This is a genomic window from Nocardia sp. NPDC058640 (genome assembly GCF_042716995.1).
GTDB lineage: Bacteria > Actinomycetota > Actinomycetes > Mycobacteriales > Mycobacteriaceae > Nocardia.
The window spans coordinates 34,341-59,240 of the sequence record NZ_JBHXRG010000032.1 but is presented as its reverse complement, the minus strand read 5'-3'; the positions used below and the strand labels follow the sequence as shown (position 1 = coordinate 59,240).

Below are 24,900 nucleotides of genomic sequence, written 5' to 3'. Positions count from 1 at the left end.
ACCACCGCCGTTGGGCAGCATCACCGGTCACCGGCCACGGATCAACCCGCCACCCCGAGCGGTTACCGCATCAACCTTTCCGGACGCGGCACTAGATGCAGCAGAATCCCTGTATCGCACCGCAGCCGCACAGGGATTTGTACAAGCGATGTCCGGGTTGGGGAACGTCATGTTCGAAAAAGGGCGGTTAGATGAAGCGAAACAATGGTACACAAAAGGTGCGACCGCCGGGGATTTCGCCGCTATGAACAACTTGGGATCCGTGCTCTCAAAACAGGGAGATCGGGCCACCGCCCAATCGTGGTATCGCAAGGCTGCGGAAGCTGGATATGTCCTCGCGCAGGAGAATCTCGCAAGCCAGCTCCAAAGCGAGGGAGAGCTGGCAGGAGCTAAGTACTGGTACTCGACCGCCGCTGAATCCGGCAGCCCTCACGCGATGAACAGCCTCGGTCGCCTGTCCTTGGAGGACTTCGATTCAACGTCCGCCGAATACTGGTTTCGCCGAGGCTCGGAGCGAGGAGACCAGCGCGCGATGTTCAATCTGGCTCGGCAACTGGACAGCCGTGGTGAATCAGATGAAGCAATGCGGTGGTTCGTCACCGCTGCAGACGCCGGGCACCCTGAATCGAACCTCGCGGTCGGAACGCGACTCCTTCAGTCCGGCCAGCATGCGAGCGCCGAGGCATACCTAATAGCGGCACTAAACGCGGGTATGACGTTGGCGACAAGACCGCTGACAGTGTGTTACATCTTTCAGCAAAAGCTCGACAGTGCTGAGAAGGTTCTGTTACCAGGTGCGTCGAAAGGGGATGCTGGTGCGATGTACGGCCTCGGGATCGTCCACGAGGTCCGCGGCCAACATGAGCTGGCCGCATTGTGGTACGGCAAAGCCGTCGCCGCAGGATACCCGGAATAGTCGTAGAGGCCGGTCAGGGGTCTATCGTATCGAATTATTCGAGTAGGATTATTCAAAAGTTTCCGACGGCTATTCAATCGGATGCAGTCAAGGATCTCCTGATTCCCTCCATCGACACAAGCCCATGCACTCCGGGATCGTGGTTGCGTAGGAACCTCGACTGTGACCGTGTCAATGCGACGATGGCGGTGGATGACAACGTGCCGCCGCAAACTCTACCGACAAGGTAGCAGCCGAGTTGTCCTGCTGCACTGCGGACCACATCGAGTGCAGTCAAGGCCGGTAACCATACGGGCAGCCCGAGGGCATGCGATCGGGGATTCGAAGGGGGTCGTTCATCATCGCCCCGAAAGCCGACTCGCGACATCCCGGCTCATGGCGTCGACCCGTCCCCTCGACCGACTGGCTCAGGCTGGACTGTGCCCGTCGCTGATTCCGTTGAGATGCGGTACCTTTCGAGGCGGGGTACCGCCCGGGTAGCGGATCGCGGTGGTGTGCACCGTGGCTTGCCGTGACGGCGCTCGACGTTCGACTACGAGCAACGGCCGGGAGCCACGGGATGGAACTGAACATCTTCAAGATTCCACGAAATTCGCTGGATGCACTTCGCGCGCTTCTCCAAGACAACGGCTATACGTTGATCCTCGCGTACACCGACATCGGCTGGCACTCGGAATTCTGGTTCGAAGAGGGCGAGGATGCCGTCGCGGGATGGGTGAAGCGGTACGCGTCGTTCTTCCAAAACCGGGAGGTTCCCACCAGGAAGGAGCATGCGGGCCTGCACATCTTCTACAACGAGTCCTCGTGCTACGCCGCGTCATATGGATCCGGCCACCACCAGGCCCGGTCGCTGTGTGACTACGAGTTCGGGCTCGACCTGGCCAAACGGATCGCCAACAAGGGCGATGTCAAGCAGACCGGGACGAAGCGGTCCCATAGCATCAGGAAGAGGGAGAGCCGGGTCTATCGGTCGCACACGCATCTTGACATCGAGGGCGGTGAGTCGATCGACCAGATCCGTGCGGCAATCATCGAATCGAAGCAAGAGATGTACGGATCGGCCGGTAGTTTCAGCACATCTGTCGCCCTGTCACCTCCTATCGACATATCAGGAATCCCCGCGTTTCTGTCGTCTATCGAGGCCGAGCTGAAAAGACCGGAACTGTTCCGTCTGCCCCGGGAGAAACCCGTAAAGGACAAGCAACTGCTCGCTGCGCTGGACAACCTCCTCCTCGATGCGATCCTCGGGACCGGCGACCAGGAGGAATTCACCACAAACAGCTTGGATCTGTATGACGCCGACTTCAACTCTCTGTTCGGAAAGCCCGGAAAATTTGACTTGAAAGCCCGCAATAAAAGGTCGATGCTGTTCCCGGAGAAAGGCTTCGACCACGACCTCACCATCGAAGACCTCCGCCTGTACATAAGTTCCCGGAAACTGGCACGTGACGAAATATTTGCCATAAAAATCACAAGGTTCACGGAAGACGGTGACTGGCACAAGCCGCACCTAACCTTGAAACAGGCGCTGGACTACACGGTCGATTTGCACAGGGCGACACTGTCCGGCGGAGTCTGGAAGCAATTTAATCAGGACTATCTGGCTTTCATCGATAAGTACGTGCGGGAAATCAAGGTCGAGCCGACCGAGGAGATGTTCGCCGTGCTCACCGGAACCGAACCGTCATTCAATGATTCCGATCAGGTTGGCGGGGCAGGCTATAAGAAGGCCGACAAGGATTTCAGTCTTGCGGTGATCGCGTCCGGAACGCCGGTCGAAGCATGGGACCTGAGCCTCGAAAAGACCGTGTTCGCCGTGAAGTTCGGCACGGCACAGAAACTCGGCTATGTCTGCGACCAGGCGACAACGGTCCTGGAACTCATCCGGAACAAAGCCACCGTCACCGACCTACCCAAACCTGAACGATACTGCCTGTGGCTCGGCTACCAGGCAAAGAGGCCGCCCGCCAACATTGCCGACACCAAATCGGTGATCCTGAAGCAGAAGATCGCCGACTGGGCAAAGCTGTGCCTCGACGTCGGAGTTGTCCCGGTCATCAAACTGAGCAGGCACGCCGGAAGTGACCCGACGCTAAGCTTCTAGAAATAGGCCGGTCCGGTACCCCGGACGCGGGAGGCGAGATGGAGACGCGCCAATTGTTGGCGATCGAGTTCGCTGGGCGCTGTGGGTACAGGCCGGTCTGGCGGTCCATGACGTCGCAGGTCGTGCTCATTTGCGTGTCGACGTCGTGGAGCTGAGTCATCATCAGGGGCTGGGGCAGGTCACACCGTCACCGGATCCTGCACCAGTCCCGCATCTCAGCGGTTGGCAGGGAGAACGCCTTGACCTGAGGCGGTTAACACCGATCGCGAAAGCGGGGGATTCGCATGGTTGATCGCACCTTCTCGCCGAGTCGCGTCAGGAGCGACGCCGCCCGCGACTGAGCGGGCTCCCTGCCATCGATAGTCCGATGCTCGGCCGTAGGATCGAGTCGGCGCAGAGGAAAGTCATTGGCGCGCAATGTAATCATGAGAGTATCTCCGTTGTGAGCATTCTGGCGTGCATGGTCTGTGGGGTAGGTGAGGGAGCGCAGGAACGACCCGTTCCTCTCCGGACCGTTGCCTGCGATAAGTGTTGGGACGAGGCGGTCAATTTCCCCGACCGCGAACCAGAGAAGATCGACGTCGAGCTAACAGCCGACCAGCTCCGTGTCGCACCAGCCGCCGATATCCGAGAAGGCACGCCAAGCACCTGCAAATACTGCGAGACCGAATGCTTATGGCATCGAACGCTGCATGGGCGCTGGCTTCTACTCGAACCCGGCGCCTACCCGACGTCGAAGATCCCACCGGGCAAACGCTGGCGCGTTGCTGGGGACGGCACAGCGGTTAACTTGGGCGGTGCCAACCCCACGGACGAGTGTCGGATCACCCATTTCGACGTCTGCCCTGCCAAACGAGCTCCGGAAGACGGCGCACTGTTACTCGCTATATGGCGAGGCAATCGCAGGGACTGGATGGTCAGACAGAACCTCTGACACTCCGCGTGGGTGGTCCGTTTGTCTGCCGGGCGGCAGTGTCGAGCGGTCAGTCGAACAGGGTTGGCAGGTCTGGTTTGTTCCAGTGCTCGTGGAGAAGCCGGATTTGGCTGTCGAGTACACGGGTGGTCGACAGTTCGGGCAGGTTGTCGATGTCGAACCAACCGATTTCCATGGTCTCGACGGGGCTGGGTTGGCCGTGGGAGAGGGTCTCGCACAGGAAGAACAGCTTGTACACGTGGTAAGGGAAGGCGGGCTGGTGGCCTTGTACGTCACGGTCGTGCAGGGCCACGAGCTTGCTGGCGCGCACGGTGATTCCGGATTCTTCTTCGACTTCGCGTTCGACGGCGAGTGAGGGTGGTTCGAGGACGTCGCACCAGCCGCCGGGCAGGGTCCATTTTTCGTCGCTGCGGTCGCGGATGAGCAGGATGCGGCCCTGGTCGTCGAAAACACCGCCTCGGACGTCGACTTTGGGTGTCATGTACCCCTTTTCGAGGAACACGTTCTGGGCCAGGTCCTGGGCGGTGCCGTTGCTGATCAGGGCGAGCAGGTCGACGGCGATCTGCTGGGCCTGCTCGTAGCGTTGCCGGTCGAAGACGTCGGTGGCGAAGACCAGGCCGTTGTGCGCGAGGGCGGCCAGGGCAATCGCGTGTTGCCGAATCTGGGCCTCGGCTGTGGGTTGAGCGGTGTCCATTCGGGGTCCTTCGGTCTGGTCGGCGTTGTCGCAGTGGGAGTTCAGGGGGTCATGCGGTAGGTCGTGGATTGGCGTGGGGCGAATCCGAGCCGCTGGTAGAGCTGGTTGGCTGCGGTTTTCGTCGGGGTCGACGTGAGGTCGACTGTGCGGGCTCCATGGTCTTTCGCGATGGCCAGCGCAGCGGTGGTCAGGGCTCGCCCGGCGCCGAGTCCGCGGGCGGCTTGGTCGACGACGACATCTTCGATGCGTGCTCGCAGCCCTGTCGGGATCGTGTACATGACCAGTGTGAGCGCGCCGACGATCTTGCCGTCGACACGCGCGGTGAGCAGCCGCGTCGACGGGCAATCGATGACCGACTCCAGGCGGTCGCGGGTCAAAGGTGCTGCGGTGGTGGACAGTTGGGGCAGCAGGGCTGTCATCGAGGCCAGAGTCTGGTCGTCTACCTGGGTCACGATGTCGATCACCACCACCTCGGGTATCTGCGACAAGGGGGCTCCTTCTGTGCTGGATCACGGAATCGACGTTTCGAACTGGCCGAAAAGTGCAGGGCTGGAACAGGTTTCGACACATCCGCCGGGATTTCTCCAATGCGGCAGCGGCGACGTCGGCACCAGAGTATCCGTGGAGTACCCGGTGGACCTGCACCGGACACGAGCTCGTTGGTCGGCTTGTTCGCGCAACTTCGCGGGTTTCCAGTCAGTGCTCCCGCACGGTGGCGGTGGTCTGGACAGGTCGGGCGAGGCGGTGGACCGCGGTGGTCAGGTCGGTGTCGGTGGAACTGAAGATCGCGCTGCCCGCGACGAGGGTGTCGGCTCCGGCTTCGATTGTCTGCGGTGCGGTGATGGTGGTGATGCCGCCGTCGGCGACGAGTTCCACGGTGTCGAGGTCCAGGTTGTGGAGGGTGGTGCGCAGGGTGCGGATTTTGTCGATGACCGTGGAGTCGAAGGTGCTGGTGCCGGGGCGGCTGGTCATGAGGACGACGAAGTCCAGTCGCGTGAGGTAGGGGTCGAGGAGTTCCAGACCGAGGTCGGGGTTGAGCACCAGCCCTGTGCGAATGTCGGCCTGCTGGAGGGTGTCTAGTGCGGTACCCACGTCGGTGACGGCATCGACGTGGAAGCAGACCCGGTCGGCGCCGATGGTGATGAGGTCGTCGATGTAGCGCTGGGGTTGCAGGGTTTGCAGGTGGACATCGAGGGGCAGAGTTGTGTGCCGGCGGATGGCGGCGACGGTGCGCATGCCGAAACTGATCGCGGGGGTGTAGTGGCCGTCCATGATGTCGAGGTGCAGGTACTTGGCGGTGCTGGCCGTGACACCGTCGATGGCCTCGCGCAAGGCCAGGGGGTCTGCGCCGATCAGTGCCGGTGCGATGGATACGTTCATGCGAGAGCCTTCTGGGGGTGGGTGATTGCGGTGGTCAGGCGGTCACAGACGAAGTCGACCTCTGCCGGTGACAAGTCCGGGCGAATCGGCAAGCACAAGGTGTTGGCTGCCTGGTGTTCGGCATGTGGGTACTGTCCGTCGAACCCGTAGCGTGCGAAGGCGGGTTGGTGGTGGATGGCCACGGGGTAGCGGACGACGGCGTCGATGCCGTGCGAGCGCAGTTGTGCGAGCACGGCATTGCGATGAGGCACGCGGACTTGATACAGGTGGTAGACGTGGTCGCCGGGGCTTTGCGATGGCGGTGGAACCGCGATGTCGGCGTGCGTCAGGGTTTGGGTGTAGCGATCGGCCACGGTGCGGCGTTGGGTGTTCCAGCTGTCGAGAAGGTCGAGTTTGACGTCGAGGACGATGGCTTGGATCGTGTCGAGTTTGGAGTTCGCCCCGAGCGTGACGTGGTTGTGCTGTCCGTCCTGTCCGAGGCCGCGCAGGATCCTGATCTTGTGGGCGATGTCGGGGTTGTCGGTGACGACGGCTCCGGCGTCGCCGGCCGCGGCGAGGTTCTTGCTCGGGTGGAAGCTGAAAGCTGCGGCAGCGCCGAAGGTGCCGACGCGTCGGCCGTTCCAGGTGGCTCCGACGGCTTGGGCGCAGTCCTCGATGAGGGGGATCTGGTGCAGAGCGGCGATGGCGGTGACCCGGTCCATGTCCAGGCTGCGCCCGAACAGGTGGACCGCGAGGATGGCTGTGGTGCGCGGCCCGCACGCTGCGTGGAGCGCGTCGAGATCCATCAGATAGGTATCGGGTTCGCAGTCAACGAGCACGACCTTGGCTCCGACGGCGGCGATGGACGCGGCGGTGGCGTGGAAGGTGTTCGCGACGGTGATGACCTCGCCGCCGGGTCCGACGCCGAGCGCGGTCAGGGCGAAAGTCAGTGCGTCGGTGCCGGTGTTGACACCGATCGCGTGGGCAGTGCCGAGGTAGTCGGCGAATCGTTGTTCGAAGCGGGCAACCGTTTCACCGAGGATGTAATCACCGGTAGCTAACGCGTGCCTGATCTTCTCGGTGGTGGCGGGCAGGTCGGCGAACTGGGCACGGTGGTTGTAGCGGGGGATCTTCATCGCTGCTCCGGGGGAATGGGTGGACGGATCTGCACGATCGTTTTGCCGATGCCGCCGTGGGTCGCGCTGGCGGTGAGATAGGCGGGGGCCGCGGCGAGTCCGAGGACTTGTGTGGTCAGTCGCTTGACACAGATCCATGGTGACCACCCGGCTTCGGGGGCCTGCTGCAACAGATTCAGAGCCGTATGGAAATCGGCACGGCCGGCTCCGTGAGTGCCCGCCAGGTGGTACCGGTCCCGCGAACCGCAGGACTGGGTGGCTTCGGTTCGGCGCAGGTAGTCGATGTCGACGGTGTCGAGCCGGTCACCGGGTTGTGTGCCCGCGAAAAGCAGGAGCAGTCCATCTTCGGCGAGCATGTCCACGCAGGTCGCCAGCACATGCGGTGTGGCGGCGGCAGTGGCCACGACGATGCGCTGAAACGGTGGACGGTGCCGGTGGGTGTCAAAGACCCGCGAGGGCAGGGCGCGTCGACGGCGCAGGAACCCGATACGCGCGTCGCTGGGATTGAGCAGGACACACCGGTGGCCGGTGGCGGTGAGGACAGCGCTGATCAGGATCCCGGCCATCCCCGCACCGAACACCGCGACGACAGTGTCTGGTTTCAGGCCGAGTTCGGCAGTCACGGTATGCATCCGGGTGGCACAGTGCACCGCGCACGCCAGCGGTTCTGCGAACACAGCGACCCGGTCGGTGAGCCCGTCAGGGACCGGGACCAGTGCGGCACGCAGTTGGTGGGGTTCACCGCGGAGTTCGACGAGTTCGCCGAATCCGGATGTCCGATGGGCCAGCGTGGGATGCGGATCGAACACCACCGTGCGCCCCCGCAGGTCGGCCACGGCTGGGCTGCAGTCGAAGACGCTGCCGACGATCTCGTGGCCGAAGTCGCGACGCCCGAACCGGACACCGCTGATCTCCCGCAGATCCGAGCGGCAGACACCGACCACACGAGGTGCCAGAACAACATTGGCGGAGCCGAGCCCGCAGGACGCATCGGCAACGGTGGCGGTGGTGAGAAAGGCAGTGTGATCGCGGTGCTCGATGCGCCGATAGGACTGCACGTCGAGTGCGGTCATCTGAGCGCCTTCAGTTGATCGGCCACGGTGGTCGAGGTGTCAGCGTCGCGCGCGGGCCCGGACATGGTCAGGTCGACGACGACCTTGACGTGCTCGCCGAAAGGTCGTTCGCCTCGGGCCATGCCGGGGATGGCCTCGGCGGCTTCGTCGAGGGAGATCACGTGGCTGATGAGCCGTCCGAATCTGCTGGGAGCGGCGAGGAGATGGCGTTGGGCCTGATCGAGGTGGGCTGGTGACGTTCCGCGGTGCCCGGTCACCCGTACCCGCTTGCCCGAGGTTGTGAACACCTGGACGTAGCGGGTACTGGGGGACTGCCCGCAGACGTTGGCGCGCCGAACCGCCGACAAATCGATGCCGGGCAGTGCCGGGTGCCGCAGTCCCGCGGCGACGCCGCCGAACAGGTCGAGCACGCCCTTGTCGCACAGGCTCGCGGCGGCCGCACCGATGGCGGTGAAGGTCGCCTCGCGGGGCAGGCACACGAATGCGCCTGCGACGCTGGCTGGTTGCACCCGATCGGTGAGCGTGCTCGCGCGCAGCACACCGAGTTCGTCGATGTAGCGCAGGCGCGCGCGGCGCCGGTGAACGAGCTGCATTCGGTACCCGAGGTGCTCGCCCAGCATCGACACCAGAAGCGCCGCGCAACCGCTACCGAAGACCGCGACCGTTGCCTCCGGGCGGAGGTGCTCGACCATCAGCTCCCACCCGTAGAGGGCGGTAGCGACGGGTTCGACCAGCGCCCCGAGATCGACCGGGAGGCCCTCGTGCGCGGGCACAACCCCGCACGGGAGCGCGGCGGGCACATAATCGCGCAGGATGCCGTCGTAGCTGTGGCCCAGGATCACGTCCTGGTTTCTCGGGTCGACAGGATTGAAGATCTCGCAACCTCGTTTGTCCGGGTTCAGGGCGAGACCTTCATGGCCCAGGATCGTCGCTTGGTCAGAGCGTGCACCACGTTGCATCTGCAGGTCGGTGCCACAGACACCGACCCGCAGGACGCGACGGAGTCTGGGTAGTTCGGATGCGCCGGGCACCAGGCTGCGCCGAAGGTGCAGTCGATCTCCGCGGCGGACAAGGACTCGGTTGACAGCGGCGGTGGTGCTCATGCGGCGCACAATTCGGCATGCAGCGGGCGCACCGCATCGGCTGCGACGGCCAGCTCGGTGGGTGTGATGTCCTGGGCGAAGATCGCGGTGCCAATTTTGGTGAGCAGCGGGATGTTCTGGTTGCCGTCGCGGTGCCGTATCGAGTCGGCCAAGCCCGCTCTCAGCATCTCGTCGGTGATGCAGGTATGGCTCAACGGCAGCCCGACGCGAGCCATCAGCGCCAAGATTCTGCCCAAGCAATCATCGTCGATCAGTTGGCGTTGTTGGGCGAGCACGCACGACAGCGCGATGTCGATCGCGACCGCTTCGCCGTGATACAGCTTCGGTCTCGCCGCGAGCTCGAACGAGGGGCTGAACGTGTGGCCGAAGTCGGGCAGTCGGGCGAGATTGTCTTCCCACAGGTTCGGTTCCAGCTCCTCGACGATCGCGGTGATCGCGGCATCGATGATGGGACCACTGATGGTGGTGTCGGCCCCGAAACCGGGCGCGGTGCTCCATTCCCGTTCGATACGTTCGAACAGCCCACTGTCTTTGACCAGCGCGATCTTGAGAATTTCGGCCATCCCGTTGGATATCTGACGGGCCGGCAACGTCGCGAGGAAGCACGGATCGACGAGTGTCTCGCTCGAGGCGTAATAGGTCCCGAGCCGGTTCTTACGGCCGTTGAAATTGATCCCGGTCTTGACTCCCACCGCAGCATCGACCATGCCCAACAGGGTGGTCGGCACCCGGACGTACGGCACTCCGCGGCGATAGATGCTCGAGGCGAACCCGACGACATCGGTCAGGACCCCACCGCCGACAGCAACGACAGCATCGCGACGCCGGCTGAGTCCGAACTTGTCGTACTCGCGCACGATCCGGTTCACGGTCTCGGAGTTCTTGGTGCGCTCGGTCGTTTCGATCGGCACCACGGTGCAGCGTGCGCTGTAGGTGTCGAAGTAGGCCAGGATCTGGTCACCGAAGAAGCTCATGACCGTCGAGTCGACGAAGACCAGGGTGCGGCGATTGCCGATGCCTACCGCGTCGGCCAGGTCGCTGTTGTCGGGGTCCAGGCAGTCTCGTGTTCGTCGGATTCGGTAGCAGATCGTTTGTGTCGCAGCGACACCCCAGACGCGGTCCATGTCAGTGATTCCTTTCCCCGGGCCCGGCGGTTGCCGGTAGCGATCGCGTGCGAGCGAAAAGCCCGGCACCGCGCAGTGGATCGAGCCCGTCGGATTCCAGCCGCGAAATCCGGTCGCGAAAGACAGTGGGCTGGTGAGTGGAGACGAGGTAGAGACCGTCAGCTTCCAGGCAGCGGTACATGCTGTTCATGTAGTGATCGGTGAGCGTGTCGACGACCCCGCCGGACATGAACACGTGATCGATGCGCGGATCGATGGTCAGCAGATACAGCAGTGCTTTCGCCAGTGGTGCGGTCACCGAGTCGAGAAACGTTGTGGCATACGCGTTATCGGCTTCCAAGGCGGTCCGCAGTCGAGCCAGCGGCGTCGGTTCGGTGTTCGCGTCCGCGCCCAGGATGCCGGCCAGCTGCGCCAGACGGCGGTCGATCGCCTTTCCCGCCGCGATTGCGGAGACGTGCCCGACAGCGCCGCAATCACACACTGGCGGATCGGTCGATAGCTGTGCGGTGACAACAGCTGGCAGATGCCCGATTTCGCCTTGAATCCCGTGTACGCGGTCCAAGACCACCGCACCGGATTCCACATCGATCGTGCGCGCGGCGATCCCGCTGCTGACTGTCACCGCCGCAACGGTTTTCACGCCCATCGCACGGACCGCTGGCCGGTGGGCGATGGCCAGCGCGAGACTGGTCACGTCGTTGACCACCCACCACCGGGTTCGTGGTTCGTTCTCCCGTAACGCCGCTCGCAGATCGAAGGGGTCGGCACTGTCGCCCCACAGCGGTGCACTGGCCAGGATCTGTCCGGTGTGTCCGTTGGTCGCGGCACCGATCGAGATCCCCACATCGGAGGCACCGGGATGAATTTCGAGCAGCCGACGGGTCTGAGCGAGAAGAAATTGCACCATCAGCTCGCGCAAAGAGTCGGTATTGCTCCCGGTGCCGGCCTTCGTCACGGCCGGGTGCCGGTCGTGATCGGTGAGCTCTCCGGCGGGGGACACGACCGCGCAACGCCACCACGTCCCGCCGAGATCGAACACGATCACCGGACGGTTCGCGTCAGTTACGTTTCCCATTTCACGCCTGGCCCGGGTGGGCTGCGGCATCGGCCAGGATGTACCCGTCCTGGCCGAGTACCACAGCCGCCGATGTCACCGCAGCCCCCGTTGCGGGCGTGAGGATTTGCGCCAGCGCCGCTCGCTTGCTGCCTCCGGTGGCGAGCAGGATGCGAGTCGGCACGGCCTGTAGATAGTTCAGGCCGAGGCTTACTCGCTGTTCGCCGTGATAGGTCGTGGCCACCACCCGCTGGTACGGGTCTTCGCGGAGAGTGTGATCGAAGATCGAGGCGGTGTGACCGTCGGTTCCCAAGCCGAGCACCGCGATATCGGGAACACCCTCGGCGCGCAGTAGCGACAGCTGTTCGTCATACGCCGCAGCAGTTTCGCGACCGTCGCCGCTCACTGGAATCGGGTGCCAGGTAGCGCGATGGCCCGGGTCGGTCAGGCCAAGGGCGCTCTCGATCAACCCATCCGATCGGTCGGCTAGCTGTGGCGTCACCCGCTCGTCGGTCTGAACGAAAACTACTTTGGCCCAGTCGATATCGCGCCTCGTCAGCTCGCGGTAGGTCGACACTGGTGTCGTTCCGCCGGCGACTGCGATGAGGCATTCGCCCCTGGCGCTGATCGCCGAATGAACGTGTGTGGCAATCAGATCAGCAGCCGCCGAGGCTAGATCGGCGGGTGTGTCGCGGAACATACATGTCAGCGGCATGAACATCTCCTGGCACTGGACGGATCAGATGCCGGTGGCGGTGTGGCTGGCCAGTGCCCGACTCAGGATGGCGTGAGCCTCCTCGCCGTAGACAGCCGTCGCCGCGAGCAGATCGAAGGTCCGCTCGACCAGTTCGATCTCGCCGCTCTCCGTGTACTCGATCGGCCCGGTGATCCCCTCGCTGTCGACAACGATCGTGTCCTTGATGACGAAATTGATCGCAGGCGCGACGAATTCGGCACCGAGGGCGATGATGCCGATCTTGACGTGGTCGCGGGCGGTCAGTATCTCTGTCAGGTGCTGGATCTGGGCGGCCATCACCTCAGGGGTGCCGACTGTGAGTCGCAGCGCGCTCTCGTCGATGAGCATGTGGAACTCGTGCTCGGGCAGGTCGAGTACGGCCTGGCGTTCCATGCGTGCGATCGCGGTTGCCTCGCTGTCGTCGGCCAGGTTCAGCACGGCCGAGCATTTGGTGAGGATGGCGCGAGCGTAGTCGTGGGTCTGCAGTAGCCCGGGGATGATTTTGGGGTTGTAGCTGCGATGATTCTTGGTGTTGGCCTCGATGGGAATCAGGCTGCGCTGCAACGTTTCCAGCCCGCCATCGGTGATGTCGTACCAGCTCTTCTTCGACATGGTCATAACCTTTCCTAGATATTTCGATGGTGATAGAAGATGGAGTGTCCACTGGGTGTGGTCAGGTGAGTCGGGGGCGTTGTCGGGTCGCTGTGCGCGGGTTAGGGCTGGAGGAACAGTCGCTCGTTGGGGAGTCGGGGCAATCCGGTGCAGTGCCCGGGGTAGATGGAAACGGTGCCGGGGCGGCTGCCGGCCACGTCGCAGACGAACACCAGAGCGGCCGTCAGACACGCGGCGAAATGCACTTGCATACCGGCTAATTCGACTGTGAGGCGAATGTCGGGCTCGTCAGGGCGCGGTGACCGACCGCCGTTGTTCATTGTCGGGTCTGCCTCACGATCGATCGCGTGCATTCGATCACCAAGGCCTCCCTGGTTATGCTTCCAAGCAATGAGGGGCACCTGCTGGCAGTTTGCCGCGGATTCCCCAGGACGGGTTCTGGTTTCAATCGTGGTCCGCCAGTAGCATCGGCGGGAACCGCGCAGCGGTGGCCTACCGTAGGCGTACCGTGGGCATTTCCCAGGTCAGGTCCTGAAAAGTAGGGGGCGGCGATGATACGAGGGCGGGAATGGACCGGCTTCGAAGCTGCTGCGCTTCAAGAGGCGATGCGTAAGTCGATCCGGCAGTTCGCCGCACTGCTGGGCGTCGAGACAACCACGGTCAACAATTGGCGCTCGGGGCTCAGTGCGGTCAAACCCCGCTCTGTGACGCAGTCGATCCTGGACACGACCTACGCCCAACGCACAACCTCGGAAGACCGGGCACGATTCGAGGAGATCGTGGCGGAAGGGGAGGTCGCGTGGAAGAACCGACGAGCAATGTCTTCGCGCCATGTCCCACCAACAGCCGCCGGTGCGCTACTGCCGCACGACGGTTTCATCCGTGACCGATTCGGTGTGCCTGACGCGGGCGCAGTGGGGGAAGGTTCGTCGAACGAGGACACGGTGTTGGTGGACGTAGACGACTTCCCCGCCCTGGTTACCGACATCGAGACCGCTTTCTGGGCGGCAGGCAATGTCGCCGATGCCGGGCCGTTGCGCCCGATCCCCGCGCTGATCGCCACAAGCCGAGCTGTCACACGACTCAATATGGCGGGCGAGTACACCGCTCTCGCGGCGATACTGGCGCCATTGATCACCGATCTGTACCGCCACGCCCTCGAAGGCCGCCCTGTCGAACAGCGCAGCGCGTGGGACACGTTGGTGCAGGTAGCTTTCGACACCTCAGTGGTGATGCGAGCCCGCGGTCATCTTGCGCTGGCTTGGTCGGCCGCGCGGGCAGCCCAGGACGCTGCGCGCACCATCGACAGCCTGCCCGGGTTCGCCGCTGCGACGTTCGTCAGCAGCCAAGTGCTGCTGGCTCGACCGGGCTCGATGAAAGCCGCCTTGGATTGTGCGGAAAGCACTGCGGCCATGGTGGGCCCGCGAGCACGGACCGCCAACGATATCCAAACGGTGGGGATGCTGCACCTGCAGGCATCGCTGGCGACGGCCGCTTTCGGCGGGGATCCACACGATCACTTGGATCACGCCGCCGAGTACGCCGCACGGCTGGACCGCCCCGTCGCGACAGATAGCTCATCGATCATCGGAAACACCACGTTTGGCTCGTCGAACGTAGCGCTGTGGAAAATGTCGGTGGCCATGGAGGCGCGCGAGCCAGACACCGTGCTGGCCCTCGCGCAGAACCTGGATCCTCAGACGTTGCCGACCGCGGGCCGGGCCGCGCAGTACTTCGTAGAGGTGGGGCGCGCGGCCGCGTCGCGTGGTGATTACACGGTCGCTCTCGATGCCCTGCTGCGAGCTGAACGCATAGCGCCAGAGCAGGTTCGGAACGTGGATACCGTGCAAGAGGTCGTCGGCTTCATGATGGGCAAAGCCAAGCACGGCCTCACAACTGGCGAGTTGGGCAAGCTTGCTCAGCGTGTAGGCGTAGTGATGGCCTAGGTCGGGCAAACCCTGTGCACGACTGCCATGATGGGGCTCATGAGAGAGCGCACTCGGGTGCTGTACGCGATCGTGACCGGTGCGTCACCGGCCGACACGGTGGGCGAGCTGGTGGCATTGGCGCAAGCCGACGGCTGGGACGTATGTGTCGTCGCCTCGCCCAATGGCGCCCGTTTCATCGACGCTGACGCGTTGGCGGCGCAGACCGGATATCCGGTGCGCTCGGAGTTCAAGAAACCCGGAACTGATGATCTGCTGCCCTCAGCCGATGCCATCATCGCGGCGCCCTTGACCTCGAGTTCGTTGGCGAAATGGGCCACAGGCATCGGTGACACGTTGCCGCTTGCGCTGCTGGTAGAGGCGGTCGGAGCTGGCTTGCCGGTGGTGGCGATCCCACACTCGAAGCGGGAGCAGATGAACTTCCCGGCCGTACGCGAGGCAAAAGCCCGTCTCGCGGAGTGGGGCGTGCGATTCGTGCGCATCAGCGACGATGCCGACACCGGCCCGCTGCCGTGGATGGCTGCGCTGAAGGCTCTCAGCTCGGACTGACACTCAGCTGATGGTCGTGCGGCCGAGTTGATTGTCAGCGGCGTTGGGGATCGATGACGCGGTCCAATGCCCGTTGGATCAGCTTCCGTGCATCAGAATCTGTGACAGCAGCATCGGAAAGTCGCTGAAAAGTCTTCTCGTACAGCGCGATTTCCCCAGGCTGAGTGACCGTGATCGCCGCGGTGGGAGTTTCCAGGTGAACCTCGTCCGCGTCGAGCAGTGTGAATGGCATTGTCGGGCACTGGAACTCGGCGGGCTGAGCAATGATGCCGAGCGTTATGCGGGGTTCGTCCATCGCGGTGAGAAGGAATTCAAGCTGTTCGAGCACTGTCGGGAGGTCGAATCCCCGGGTGTAGAGCGCGTCCTCGTAGACGACGAGTTCGAGTTGCTGTGAGCCGGCTTGCAGTCGGGCTTGCCGATCGAGGCGGGCTTGGACGGCGCTGTTCAAGTCGTCGAAACCACCGACGAACGCAATGCAGCGGTCCAGAACAGTCGTGGCGTATGCGCGCGTCTGTACCAAGCCGGGGACGAGTTGGTTGTCGTAGACGCGGATCTTCTTGGCGGTGGCTTCCCGCTCGGCGAGGTTGTTTTGCAGGCTTTGCGAGCTTCTCCTGCGCCACTCGGTGTAGGAGGTGTTGATGCGTTGAACAGTCGCCAGAAGGCCGGCGACGCTCAGATGGGCGTCGGTGGCTAGGCACCATGCCCTGATGTCGTTCTCGGTGGGGATGTTGGCCCCGTTCTCCAAGCGACTCACCTTGGAGTTCGACCAGTTCACACGGCGCGCCAATTCGCGGCCGGTGAGCTTCGCGTGCTCGCGGAGCTCACGCAGCCGTGCTCCTAGTTGTTCGAGGTCTTGTTGAGCAGTTGTCACGGCCTCAAACGATAGCCGTCACCGCTCGACTCCCGGTCGGTGGTGAACGTTCGACCCTGTGAGGAATCGCCGACGGGCCGGATTTGGGCGCGCATCGCAACCTCGATGCACTGTTCGTGCTCCGGTGGACTGATGATCGCCAGGGTTGCGAGGTCGGCAAGCGGTACCCCCGACAGCAGGAATGTTCCCGATCCGGTGTCTTCGAATTCGACGCTGAAGCAGGTTCCGTGCTCGAGATGCGCGAGCAGGGAATGGGGGATCTCGACGACCCGATCGCCTCGGCCCTCGACCTTCCAGCCTTGAACGATGTAGCTGTCGCGATCGGTGGCGTACAGCGTCGGTGATCCACCGTTGCGGGTGTCTCGTCCGAGGAATCGCAACGCAACCACTGCGTGTCGCACGCTCAAAAGTTCTGTCACAGAAGACAGTCTCGCAGAACAAGCAGGTAGAGGCAATAGGTATGAGTCTATTCAGAACGGCATGGAACGCCCTGAGGTATGGTGGGCCAAACTGATTCAGGCCCCGCGACATCGCAAGGGGCACTGAACAACTCAGCGAGATGGGGCAAAATGGCTGGATACAACACCGATCTCGTAGCCGACATCGCCCTGCATCAGGCGGTGGCCAGACCTCACGCCCATCGGAACGCGCTGGGCTACCTACGGATCGACCTACTCGAAGAACGTGTGTCCGCGGCGACAGACATCATCACCAGATCCGCCGAGGCGCACGGATGCCGATTGCTGCGGATGGTGCACGGCGAACCGCGGGACGACCCGATCGGCCAACTCATTCGACTTGTCCACCAGTACGACGTCGACGTGGTCTTCGCGCCTAGCGCAGCCCATTTCGAGGGGGCGATACCCCCGAACCTTGCCCTGTTGTGTGACGTCGTGCTCGTCCGTTCGCGACGGAGATACCCGCGGTGGCTTCGGGCCATCATCGGCGGCTGCGAGACGGCCTGATTGCTGCTACCCGCTCACAGCACCCGATGGAGGTTGAACATGTATCGAATTCCGCGCGAAGGGATCCAAGCGTTGCGTGCCCTCTTCTGGCCGGACGCGCCAGCTGGCCAGGCACCTACCGAGAACGCCTCGCTTCCAGAGGTTCCATCGTCCGAACAGCCTGCGCGAGACTCACTCGCGCCCAACAGTGAAGCGCGGCGCGACTTTTCGCGACCTGGGCAATTACCAGAAATTGACAGCGAAACACGAAATCTTTGACGTGATGCTGGCCGCTACCTCAAAATCATCGCTGCCACAACGACTTACACAAAGGACTGATGGTATGCGGACTCGATTTCTCGGCAAGAGCACTCGGAACAACGGATCGCCGACGCTCTACGCGACCGAACGTGGAACCTACATCGTTCAGGGCTGGCGGGTTCCGGGCAAGGATCAGCACGTCGAGATTCCATATGAATTGCTGACCTTTCTCGAACGGGGGACCTGCTTCAATGTCAAGCTCGACGACACCGGCAAGGGGACGTTCTTGCTGACGGGTACTCCTGTCGTCGACGCGGAGGTGCTCAACAAATTCGACGTGCCTGACCACGAGCTGTGCATCGAGGTTCCGATGGGGGTTGAAGTCCGGCCGGACGAGCCGTCGGCTGTGCTCGGGTCGTGACCTGCCGGTCACCGGATCAATTGGGGGACTATTGGTTTCAGACGTGAGCAAGGATCAATTCGCTCGGCAGGCATTCGGTGCGCGGCTGCGAGAGTTGCGGATGTCCGCGGATCTCAGCGGTGTCGCTCTCGCGGTTCTCGCCGGATGGAGTGGCGCCAGGGTCACTCGGTATGAACTCGGTCAGCGTTTGCCGTCGCGGTCTGATCTTCATATCTGGTGCCGATTGACAGATTCGGAGGATGATTTCTCGGATCTCCTCGCGTACTCGCAAAATATTGATACTGCCTACATGGAATGGCGGCGGATGAAATCGCGAAATGTCCAGGAACGGACGGGTCAGATCGAAGCGGCAGCCGAGATGATCCGGGGCTACGACCCCACGCTGATTCCCGGGTTACTACAAACGACGGAGTACGCGACAGCAGTACTTCGGACCTGTCTCGAGTTTGTGGAATCCGGCGAGTCGGTTGAGGCGGCAGTCGAGGCGCGGATGAACCGCCAGAATGCGGTGCGCCAGGGGCGTGCACGCATGCACTTCATCATCGCCGAGCAAACTCTCTACACGGCAGTCGGCGGAAACGCCGTGCTGGAGGGTCAACTCGAACATCTGCTCACCTGCACCAACTCGACCCGTGTCACGATCGGTCTCATACCCAAGGACGCGGTATTTCCCGGCCCTGCGCCCGACTTCCTCATGTTCGATCAAGTCGAGGTTGCACTGGAGACGGCTTCGGCGGGGTTGGCGATCAGGCAACCTGGCGAGATCTCGCTGTATGAAAGGATATTCGAGCGTCTCGCTGCTCAGTCCGTGGTCGGGGATCCGGCGCGTGCCCTCATCTGGAATGCGATGGTTCACGTCCGGAAGAAGGGTACTGAACAAGCGGTGTAATGGCCCCGATCGGGGCCTTTTGGCTCACGACGGTCGCGCCGAGGTCAGGTGGGAAGACCTCGGCGCGACTGTTCGCCTATACGGATGCGGCGTCGTACGCGGCGATGACATCGCCGGAGATCCGACCGCGGCTGGAGACGGTGTGGCCGTTGTCGCCGGCCCAAGCGCGAATGGCGGTGAGGTCGTCGCGGCGGGCGGTGACGCCAGCCGGTGACTTCGCTGCGTGGCGACCTGCGGACGTCTTGGCGCGGCCAATTCTGCGGGCGTACGGGAGCCACTGGTCGAACGCTTCGCGCAGCTTGGCTGCGTTCGCGTCGGACAGGTCGATTTCGTACGCGACCCCGTCCACCCCGAACGTAACGGTCTCGTCGGCCTCGGAAGTGCCGTCGAAATCATCGACGAGGCTGACAACGACTTTGCGGGCCATAGGAATCCTTTTCTTTGGGGTACAGGGTGTGACACAGATCGTAGTAGAGCGGGTCGTGCCGAGCACGCCTAGTGTCAGGACCGAGGCGGCGGGTCACTCCCGGAAGGCACTCCAGGAGTGTATCGGATCGACTGCTGCAGAACGGGATTCGGCCACGGGCTAGGATATGTGCTGTTGGCGGGGGCGATGCTGTGCATCTATTAACGGTATTGCCGACAGTCACGATGAATAAACTGTGAGTGCAGCCATCGGTGTCGTGGAGGGAAATATTTTGGGGAACAAGCAGACTCGACAGCTCGCTCACGATCCAGGTTTCGGGGCCCGACGCGCACGTCGCTACACCGCAGCATTCGATTGGGTGATGGAATCGATTGAGACCGGCCACTACCTCGAAGCAGTAGCGGTTCTGGATTCGCTTCTCAGCGATCGTTTGGCGAGCCGATACTGGCGAATTCGCAAGGTGCAACCCACCGGCAGGGATACGGCAAAACGCCTTTGTGGGAAGCTGCTGAACGGTTTTGAGAAGACCGACAACCCGGCGGTCGAAACCGACCCTTCGTTTATCGCGGTCATCGAGGCCATCAGTGACTGGGCGGATGTCCGCAACGACGCGATACACGCGACGGCCAAGATCTTCGGCATCGAGGATCCCATCATCGGGTTCCATCGTGTACTGGCCATCCATCAGTCGACGGCGGTCGAAGGGGTGCGTCTGCTGCAGGCGTTCGATGAACTCGACACTGCGTCCCGGGAACTCGCTGGCCAGATGTCGGGCACATACCCGAATGCCTTCTTCCCTGACCGTCGGCCCCGATTGTCCAGTGAAAGGCGTCCTGTATCAGAACCTCTCGGAGCTGACAGCCCTGCGCCCCTAGACTGATGCTGGCACGTTGGCACCGCATTCTCAGGTGTGTGGAGTAGGAGCTTTTGGTGATCAAGGCAGTGGTGTTCGACGTCGGTGAGACCCTGGTGGACGAGACGCGGGAGTATGGCACTTGGGCCGATTGGTTGGGCGTGCCCCGTCATACGTTCGCTTCGGTGTTCGGGGCGGTGATCGCCCAAGGGCTGGACTATCGGCAAGCGTTCCAGGTGTTCAAGCCTGGGTTCGATCTCGAGAGCGAGCGTGAAGCGCGTGCTGCGGCAGGCAAGCCGGAGTGGTTCGGGGAGGGTGACCTCTATCCCGATGTGCGCCCGGCCCTGGCGAACCTCCGCGAGATGGGGATCTGGGTGGGCATCGTCGGCAACCAAACGGCCCGCGCCGGCGGCATACTGCGCGGGCTCGATCTGCCGACTGATTCCATCGCGACTTCCGATGACTGGGGAGTTCAGAAGCCTGACGTCGCGTTCTTCGAGAAGGTTGTCGAGGTCGCCGGATGCCCCGCGTCGCAGATCATCTACGTCGGCGATCGCATCGACAACGACATCACGCCAGCCGTGAAGGTTGGGATGCGAACCGCCTATATTCAGCGCGGGCCGTGGGGCTGGATCCACCGGGATAGGGACGACGTTCACGACCTGTCGGACTGGAGGATCAACAGCCTTTCCGAACTGCCGGGCATTGTAGAAGCCGAGCGCTAACCGGAAATCGAGTTGACGGTTGTGTGCCAGTCGTAGAGCCGCTCGTCCAGTGCGCGTACCTCGGGGAGCGAGTCCCATTTGCGCAGCCCCTGGCGAACGGCCTTGATGCGGTCGAGAGTCGTTGCGTACCAGTACTCTCCGATCGCGTCCAGTGCATCCTCGAGGTAGCCGCATGCCTGCTCGGGCAGCTTCTCCAACACGCATGCCGCTGCAGCGTCGGCAAGATAGACCGACCGCTGTTTCACCGATTCCGCAGGAAGTTCGTCGAGAACTCGACGCAGGGTGTCCAGCGCTTGGCGACCGTCTCCCGCCGATATCAAGGTGTTCGCTTTGAAGCCGGCGAGCCGAATTGGAGTGAACCAGTCCAACCACTCCGGTGACGGCGATTGCTGCGGATCGTGCAGCGCGTACGACTGTTCGGCGTGATGGATGAGGCTCAGCGCTTGCCGGGTGTTGCCGAAGCGTGTTTCCACTTCGGCCTCGACCGCATCGATCCACGCCGTCAGCTCGTGGTTCCCGTTGGCGCGGCGGGCGAATGCCCGTGCCGCGCGAACGCGCTCCCTTGCTTCCTCAGCTCGTTTCGCTTCTCCAGAGAACGCGGGAATGAACGCCATGTGCGCCAGCACTACGCATCCGAGGAGTGCGTCAGCTGCTTCGTGCGCGGCTTGGAGCGCGAGAACGAAACTGCGCTGCGCGGCCTCGGGCTGCTGAAGGTCGAAGAACTCGAGACGTCCTGCGAGCAGTGCCGATTCGGAAACAGCCTTGGCGAGCGACACTGCCGCCCTGACATCGATCTGCGGGAGGAGGTCGGCCCCCATCCGGGCGTGATCCGCGACGGATCGTTGCAGTTGGTTCGCGGGTAGTGACCAGTACATCCCGCGATGGGCGACCGTGATCGCCGCATAGTTCTTCGCGACAGACGCTGGCAGTTCTGTTCCACCCGCGACCCGGCGATACTGGGACAACTTTCGAGGCCCGGTGGCACCACTTTGTCCTCGAAGTGCTTGCCCCTCTGCATCATTCGGCCACGGTGGGATGAATCCCAGTTCCACCACGGGACGTTTGAACAGCGCCTCCAGCGCGGCTGCGTGCTCTGGATGCGGCCACGGTGGGGATTCGGACTCCCAACGCCGCACTGTGCGGGCCGCGACCTCGATTCGAAGGCCGATCGTGCGTGCGACTTCGGTCAGTGCATCAGCCAGGGCCGCCTGAGATCGGTACCCCAGCCCCTGGCGCGCCGCACGTAGCGCCGCGTTCCCACTGTTTCCCATGCACACGAGAATAGTCCGCTATCAGGACGTTGGCGAGGTCAGTGTTTCCCATCGGACTTCAAATGTCCCCATATTTGTCCTTCTTTCGACCGCCCGATGGGATCAGTCTTGAGCTGCTGGTTACCGAGGTTCCGTGCAGGTGCCAGCTCGAATCACGATTGTCGGCCGAGACGGAGTAAACGATGAACGAGCCCACCCCTTCACTTTCCGAAATGCTCGAGAATCTCGAGCGACTTGGGCTCGTTCGCTGGGGTGCGCTGCCTCGGCGCACCCCAGGCCGATACGCAGCGGCATTCGGGCCGGCGCCGGCCGACTACATCGGTGTCCTGCCCTCGCTCCCGGTCGCCGTCGCTTTGCATCGGTGGGCATCAGGAGAGACCTGGTGTCGGACCGCGAACTTCACTGGCATCGCGACGTCCACGGTTGAAGGGTTGCGATGAACCAGGCCGATGACCCCTTTGCCGTTGCTGATTCGCCACGCTCGCGCAGTCATTACTACCGGCACGTGTGCGGTCTGCCGACTCTTGTCGACCAGGCAACGGGGAGGATCACGATGCGTGCCGGCTCGACCGGGGCTGTGATGATGCCCGCCGATCTGGCGCAGCGAGTGAAGATCGAACTCGATCGCCGCAACGAGGGGCCGTGCCCGATCATCGGCCAGCCTCGCGCTGGAGTGTGGATTTACCTGGTGCGTTCTGATCTACGCCCGATTCTCGATCCCGCCGTGCTGGCACGGCTGTGGCAGGCGCGAGTGGTGGTCATCCGCGACGGAGATATCGCTTTGCCGTCGCCCGCGCCGGACCAGAGAGTTTCCAGGACCTGGATCGCTCCTGCCTCAACCCCTTTTCGGCCCTCCGGGACTACCGTTCTCGACTGCGTGCGCGAGTGCCTGGCAGTGTCGAAGCTTCGACCATCCTGAATCGTGCCCACGCCGCCACCTGGCGCAGGCTCGGCGAGCATTGACAAGCTATGTCCGCCAACGACTCCGGTGGACCTCACGTTTCTCGGAACGCTAGCCTGGTTTTCGCGGGTGGCGGAGATTGACCGAGCTGAGGCCATAAGGGGAGTGGATGTGATGCGGTCGCACAGGCGGACGCCGTCGAGGGAACTGAGTCCCGTGGAGGCATGGTGGCTCGACGGGGTCAACCATCTCGATCATGGTGACCTGGCCCGCGCGGAGGCATCATTCGCGACCGCGGTCCAGCACGATCCCACCGCTGCGGATGTGTGGCTCGGGATGCACGCCGTCGGTCTACGTCGCGACGAGGCGATCAAGGCCATGGCCAGCCATAGCGGTTCCTTCGGAGCCCTCCGGTCGAAGTTCGGCCGTAACCTCTCGTCGCGGTTCGACCTTGGCTTCTACGTCACGTACGGCTTGGAAACGCAAGCGCATCTGTGGTTGGCCGTTGTCGCCAAGCTGCTCCGCGACGGGAAGCTCGACTCGGCAGCGCAGTTCCTCGCGGCGACGACGGTCGACGACGACCCGGTTCGCCTCCTGAGAACTCGGCACGCGTTCATGAGCCAGGACTGGACCGTCGTGCTGACGTCCTCGCACGGTGTCACCGATGAGTTCATTCGCGATGAAGTCGAGTTGTACGCTGCGATGGCGCTGCTGGCCCAACAAATCTTCGACGAGGCGCTCGATGTTCTGAGCAAACTGCCACGGGCGATGCACGCCGAACGCGTATTTCAGGCTGAAATCCGTGTCATACGAGGTCTGTCCAATGAAGCTCTCGGTCGGAAGGAGTTGGCGCAACGCGACTTCCAGGCCGCTTACCGATACGCCCCGGAATTTCCGGGCCTGCTCGACAAGATCGTGCCGACGAACCTGGTTGCGGTGCCTACCCTGAGCCCAGTTCCCGTGACATCGCCAGTGCCCGTCGGTCCAGCACAGGTGCCGTCGATCGCCGCCGAGCCTCACGTACGTGACCGGGAGAAGCTGCTCGCCGACGCGCTGGCACGGCTCGACGCGATGATCGGGTTGGAACCGGTCAAGCAGCAGATCCAGTCGTTGGTCGCGCAAGTGCGTATGGCCCAGGTTCGCCGAAGTCGCGGCATCGCCGCAGATCCCGCACTGCAACACTTCGTCTTCGTCGGCCCTCCAGGCACCGGGAAAACCACCGTCGCGCGGATCCTCGGAGACATCTTCGCGGGCCTGGGACTGCTCGAACGAGGCCATCTGATCGAAGCGCAGCGCCTCGATCTGGTCGGACAGGTGCTCGGTGCCACGGCCGTCAAAGCCACCGCGGTAATCGACTCCGCTCTCGACGGGGTCCTGTTCATCGACGAGGCCTACGCGCTGAACAACAAGGGCTATCTCGGCGGCGACGCGTTCGGGAACGAAGCACTGCAAGTACTGCTGAAACGCGCCGAAGACGACCGCCACCGCCTGGTCGTCATCCTCGCGGGCTACCCGCGTGAAATCGCCGAAATGCTGGCCAGCAACCCCGGACTCGCATCGCGATTCACCACCAAGGTCGACTTCCCCTCGTACTCGCCGACCGATCTCACCGCGATCGCCCAAGCGGTCTTGCACAGCCATGGGAACGTCGCAGGCGATGAGGCGACCAAAGCGCTGCACCGGTGTTTCAAACATGTTGTCGCAGCGGGAGTTGTCGACGATCTCGGCAACGGACGCCTCGCCCGCGAGCTCTGCGCGAAAGCAGCCGCTGTGCGCGACCTTCGACTTTCGCGGTCGTTGGATGGTGGCGAACCTTCGAACGAAGAGATTGTCGCGATCGAGGCGCCCGACATTGAGGCCGCCTACAACGAACTCGTCAGAACCCATGTCGAGACAGGTCCGCCGGACGGCAGCGACCCTTCCCCAATGCCTCCATTCGCTAGCTAGCCTCGATCCTGCGAACTGCTCTGACGCAGGTCAGACCGTCAGTGCGGCGT

The 24,900-nt window shown here is 63.0% G+C and carries 26 protein-coding genes; 12 read left to right on the top strand and 14 right to left on the bottom strand.

The window, feature by feature from the left end:
* From ACFWU5_RS24880 to ACFWU5_RS24870, 3 genes are all read left to right on the top strand, one after another.
* Positions 1-916 (top strand): tetratricopeptide repeat protein (locus ACFWU5_RS24880; RefSeq protein WP_379247209.1); only part of this gene is annotated, 916 nt, incomplete at its 5' end.
* A 559-nt stretch (positions 917-1,475) separates the two neighbouring features.
* Positions 1,476-3,020, top strand: a complete 1,545-nt coding sequence (locus ACFWU5_RS24875; RefSeq protein ID WP_379247211.1) for a DUF6119 family protein — start codon at positions 1,476-1,478, stop codon at positions 3,018-3,020.
* A gap of 367 nt (positions 3,021-3,387) precedes the next feature.
* Complete coding sequence (locus tag ACFWU5_RS24870; RefSeq protein ID WP_379269149.1) at positions 3,388-3,954, top strand: DUF6083 domain-containing protein; 567 nt, start codon at positions 3,388-3,390, stop codon at positions 3,952-3,954.
* 49 nt (positions 3,955-4,003) lie between these two features.
* On the opposite strand, the gene ACFWU5_RS24865 is transcribed toward ACFWU5_RS24870, so the two are convergent.
* The 10 genes from ACFWU5_RS24865 to ACFWU5_RS24820 form a co-directional block, all read right to left on the bottom strand.
* Complete coding sequence (locus ACFWU5_RS24865) at positions 4,004-4,648, bottom strand: NUDIX hydrolase N-terminal domain-containing protein (protein ID WP_379247213.1); 645 nt, start codon at positions 4,646-4,648, stop codon at positions 4,004-4,006.
* Positions 4,649-4,689: 41 nt separating this feature from the next.
* Positions 4,690-5,136, bottom strand: a complete 447-nt coding sequence (locus ACFWU5_RS24860; protein WP_379247215.1) for a GNAT family N-acetyltransferase — start codon at positions 5,134-5,136, stop codon at positions 4,690-4,692.
* Between the two features lie 208 nt (positions 5,137-5,344).
* Positions 5,345-6,028, bottom strand: coding sequence for a ribulose-phosphate 3-epimerase (locus tag ACFWU5_RS24855; RefSeq protein WP_379247217.1), 684 nt, complete (start codon positions 6,026-6,028; stop codon positions 5,345-5,347).
* A complete protein-coding gene (locus tag ACFWU5_RS24850; RefSeq protein ID WP_379247219.1) occupies positions 6,025-7,143 on the bottom strand; it encodes a DegT/DnrJ/EryC1/StrS family aminotransferase in 1,119 nt (372 codons plus the stop codon). Before ACFWU5_RS24850 ends, ACFWU5_RS24855 begins: the two co-directional genes overlap by 4 nt.
* Positions 7,140-8,216 (bottom strand): hypothetical protein, encoded by a 1,077-nt coding sequence (locus tag ACFWU5_RS24845; protein WP_379247221.1) that lies wholly within the window; start codon positions 8,214-8,216, stop codon positions 7,140-7,142. The genes ACFWU5_RS24850 and ACFWU5_RS24845 overlap by 4 nt, the downstream gene beginning before the upstream one ends.
* The gene (locus ACFWU5_RS24840) at positions 8,213-9,319 is read right to left on the bottom strand and encodes a hypothetical protein (protein ID WP_379247223.1); all 1,107 of its coding nucleotides are present in this window, start codon (positions 9,317-9,319) and stop codon (positions 8,213-8,215) included. The genes ACFWU5_RS24845 and ACFWU5_RS24840 overlap by 4 nt, the downstream gene beginning before the upstream one ends.
* On the bottom strand, positions 9,316-10,443 hold the full coding sequence (locus ACFWU5_RS24835) for a sedoheptulose 7-phosphate cyclase (RefSeq protein ID WP_379247225.1): 1,128 nt from the start codon (positions 10,441-10,443) through the stop codon (positions 9,316-9,318). Before ACFWU5_RS24835 ends, ACFWU5_RS24840 begins: the two co-directional genes overlap by 4 nt.
* 1 nt (position 10,444) lies before the next feature.
* On the bottom strand, positions 10,445-11,518 hold the full coding sequence (locus tag ACFWU5_RS24830; RefSeq protein ID WP_379247227.1) for an ROK family protein: 1,074 nt from the start codon (positions 11,516-11,518) through the stop codon (positions 10,445-10,447).
* Between the two features lies 1 nt (position 11,519).
* Positions 11,520-12,197: a 6-phosphogluconolactonase gene (pgl, locus tag ACFWU5_RS24825; RefSeq protein ID WP_379269154.1), complete on the bottom strand. Its 678-nt coding sequence runs from the start codon at positions 12,195-12,197 to the stop codon at positions 11,520-11,522.
* A gap of 39 nt (positions 12,198-12,236) precedes the next feature.
* Positions 12,237-12,845, bottom strand: coding sequence for a DUF5753 domain-containing protein (locus ACFWU5_RS24820; protein WP_379247231.1), 609 nt, complete (start codon positions 12,843-12,845; stop codon positions 12,237-12,239).
* Positions 12,846-13,450: 605 nt separating this feature from the next.
* On the opposite strand from ACFWU5_RS24820, the gene ACFWU5_RS24815 reads away from it, so the two are divergent.
* The gene (locus tag ACFWU5_RS24815; protein ID WP_379269147.1) at positions 13,451-14,791 is read left to right on the top strand and encodes a hypothetical protein; all 1,341 of its coding nucleotides are present in this window, start codon (positions 13,451-13,453) and stop codon (positions 14,789-14,791) included.
* A 39-nt stretch (positions 14,792-14,830) separates the two neighbouring features.
* Positions 14,831-15,340, top strand: a complete 510-nt coding sequence (locus ACFWU5_RS24810) for a flavoprotein (protein ID WP_379247235.1) — start codon at positions 14,831-14,833, stop codon at positions 15,338-15,340.
* Positions 15,341-15,374: 34 nt separating this feature from the next.
* Here ACFWU5_RS24810 and ACFWU5_RS24805 read toward each other — a convergent pair whose 3' ends face one another.
* Positions 15,375-16,211, bottom strand: coding sequence for a helix-turn-helix domain-containing protein (locus ACFWU5_RS24805; RefSeq protein WP_379247237.1), 837 nt, complete (start codon positions 16,209-16,211; stop codon positions 15,375-15,377).
* Positions 16,208-16,630: a hypothetical protein gene (locus ACFWU5_RS24800; protein WP_379247239.1), complete on the bottom strand. Its 423-nt coding sequence runs from the start codon at positions 16,628-16,630 to the stop codon at positions 16,208-16,210. The genes ACFWU5_RS24805 and ACFWU5_RS24800 overlap by 4 nt, the downstream gene beginning before the upstream one ends.
* Before the next feature lie 150 nt (positions 16,631-16,780).
* On the opposite strand from ACFWU5_RS24800, the gene ACFWU5_RS24795 reads away from it, so the two are divergent.
* The 3 genes from ACFWU5_RS24795 to ACFWU5_RS24785 all read left to right on the top strand — a co-directional run bounded on the left by ACFWU5_RS24795 (position 16,781) and on the right by ACFWU5_RS24785 (position 18,726).
* On the top strand, positions 16,781-17,176 hold the full coding sequence (locus tag ACFWU5_RS24795) for a hypothetical protein (RefSeq protein ID WP_379247241.1): 396 nt from the start codon (positions 16,781-16,783) through the stop codon (positions 17,174-17,176).
* A 187-nt stretch (positions 17,177-17,363) separates the two neighbouring features.
* Positions 17,364-17,837, top strand: a complete 474-nt coding sequence (locus tag ACFWU5_RS24790; RefSeq protein ID WP_379269145.1) for a hypothetical protein — start codon at positions 17,364-17,366, stop codon at positions 17,835-17,837.
* Between the two features lie 43 nt (positions 17,838-17,880).
* The gene (locus ACFWU5_RS24785) at positions 17,881-18,726 is read left to right on the top strand and encodes a helix-turn-helix domain-containing protein (protein ID WP_379247245.1); all 846 of its coding nucleotides are present in this window, start codon (positions 17,881-17,883) and stop codon (positions 18,724-18,726) included.
* 76 nt (positions 18,727-18,802) lie between these two features.
* On the opposite strand, the gene ACFWU5_RS24780 is transcribed toward ACFWU5_RS24785, so the two are convergent.
* Positions 18,803-19,153 (bottom strand): Lsr2 family protein, encoded by a 351-nt coding sequence (locus ACFWU5_RS24780; protein WP_379247246.1) that lies wholly within the window; start codon positions 19,151-19,153, stop codon positions 18,803-18,805.
* 235 nt (positions 19,154-19,388) lie between these two features.
* On the opposite strand from ACFWU5_RS24780, the gene ACFWU5_RS24775 reads away from it, so the two are divergent.
* Positions 19,389-20,033 carry a hypothetical protein gene (locus ACFWU5_RS24775; RefSeq protein ID WP_379247248.1) on the top strand — a complete coding sequence of 215 codons (645 nt, stop codon included), beginning with the start codon at positions 19,389-19,391 and terminating at the stop codon, positions 20,031-20,033.
* Between the two features lie 50 nt (positions 20,034-20,083).
* Positions 20,084-20,731 (top strand): HAD family hydrolase, encoded by a 648-nt coding sequence (locus tag ACFWU5_RS24770; protein WP_379247250.1) that lies wholly within the window; start codon positions 20,084-20,086, stop codon positions 20,729-20,731.
* Here the strand turns inward: ACFWU5_RS24770 and ACFWU5_RS24765 are convergent.
* Positions 20,728-22,008 (bottom strand): hypothetical protein, encoded by a 1,281-nt coding sequence (locus ACFWU5_RS24765; RefSeq protein WP_379269143.1) that lies wholly within the window; start codon positions 22,006-22,008, stop codon positions 20,728-20,730. The two genes, ACFWU5_RS24770 and ACFWU5_RS24765, sit on opposite strands and share 4 nt — an antisense overlap.
* Positions 22,009-22,438: 430 nt before the next feature.
* On the opposite strand from ACFWU5_RS24765, the gene ACFWU5_RS24760 reads away from it, so the two are divergent.
* Both ACFWU5_RS24760 and ACFWU5_RS24755 read left to right on the top strand, forming a co-directional pair.
* A complete protein-coding gene (locus ACFWU5_RS24760) occupies positions 22,439-22,921 on the top strand; it encodes a DNA-directed RNA polymerase subunit beta (protein ID WP_379247254.1) in 483 nt (160 codons plus the stop codon).
* 3 nt (positions 22,922-22,924) lie between these two features.
* Positions 22,925-24,850, top strand: coding sequence for an AAA family ATPase (locus ACFWU5_RS24755; protein ID WP_379247255.1), 1,926 nt, complete (start codon positions 22,925-22,927; stop codon positions 24,848-24,850).
* Positions 24,851-24,900: the final 50 nt, after the last annotated feature.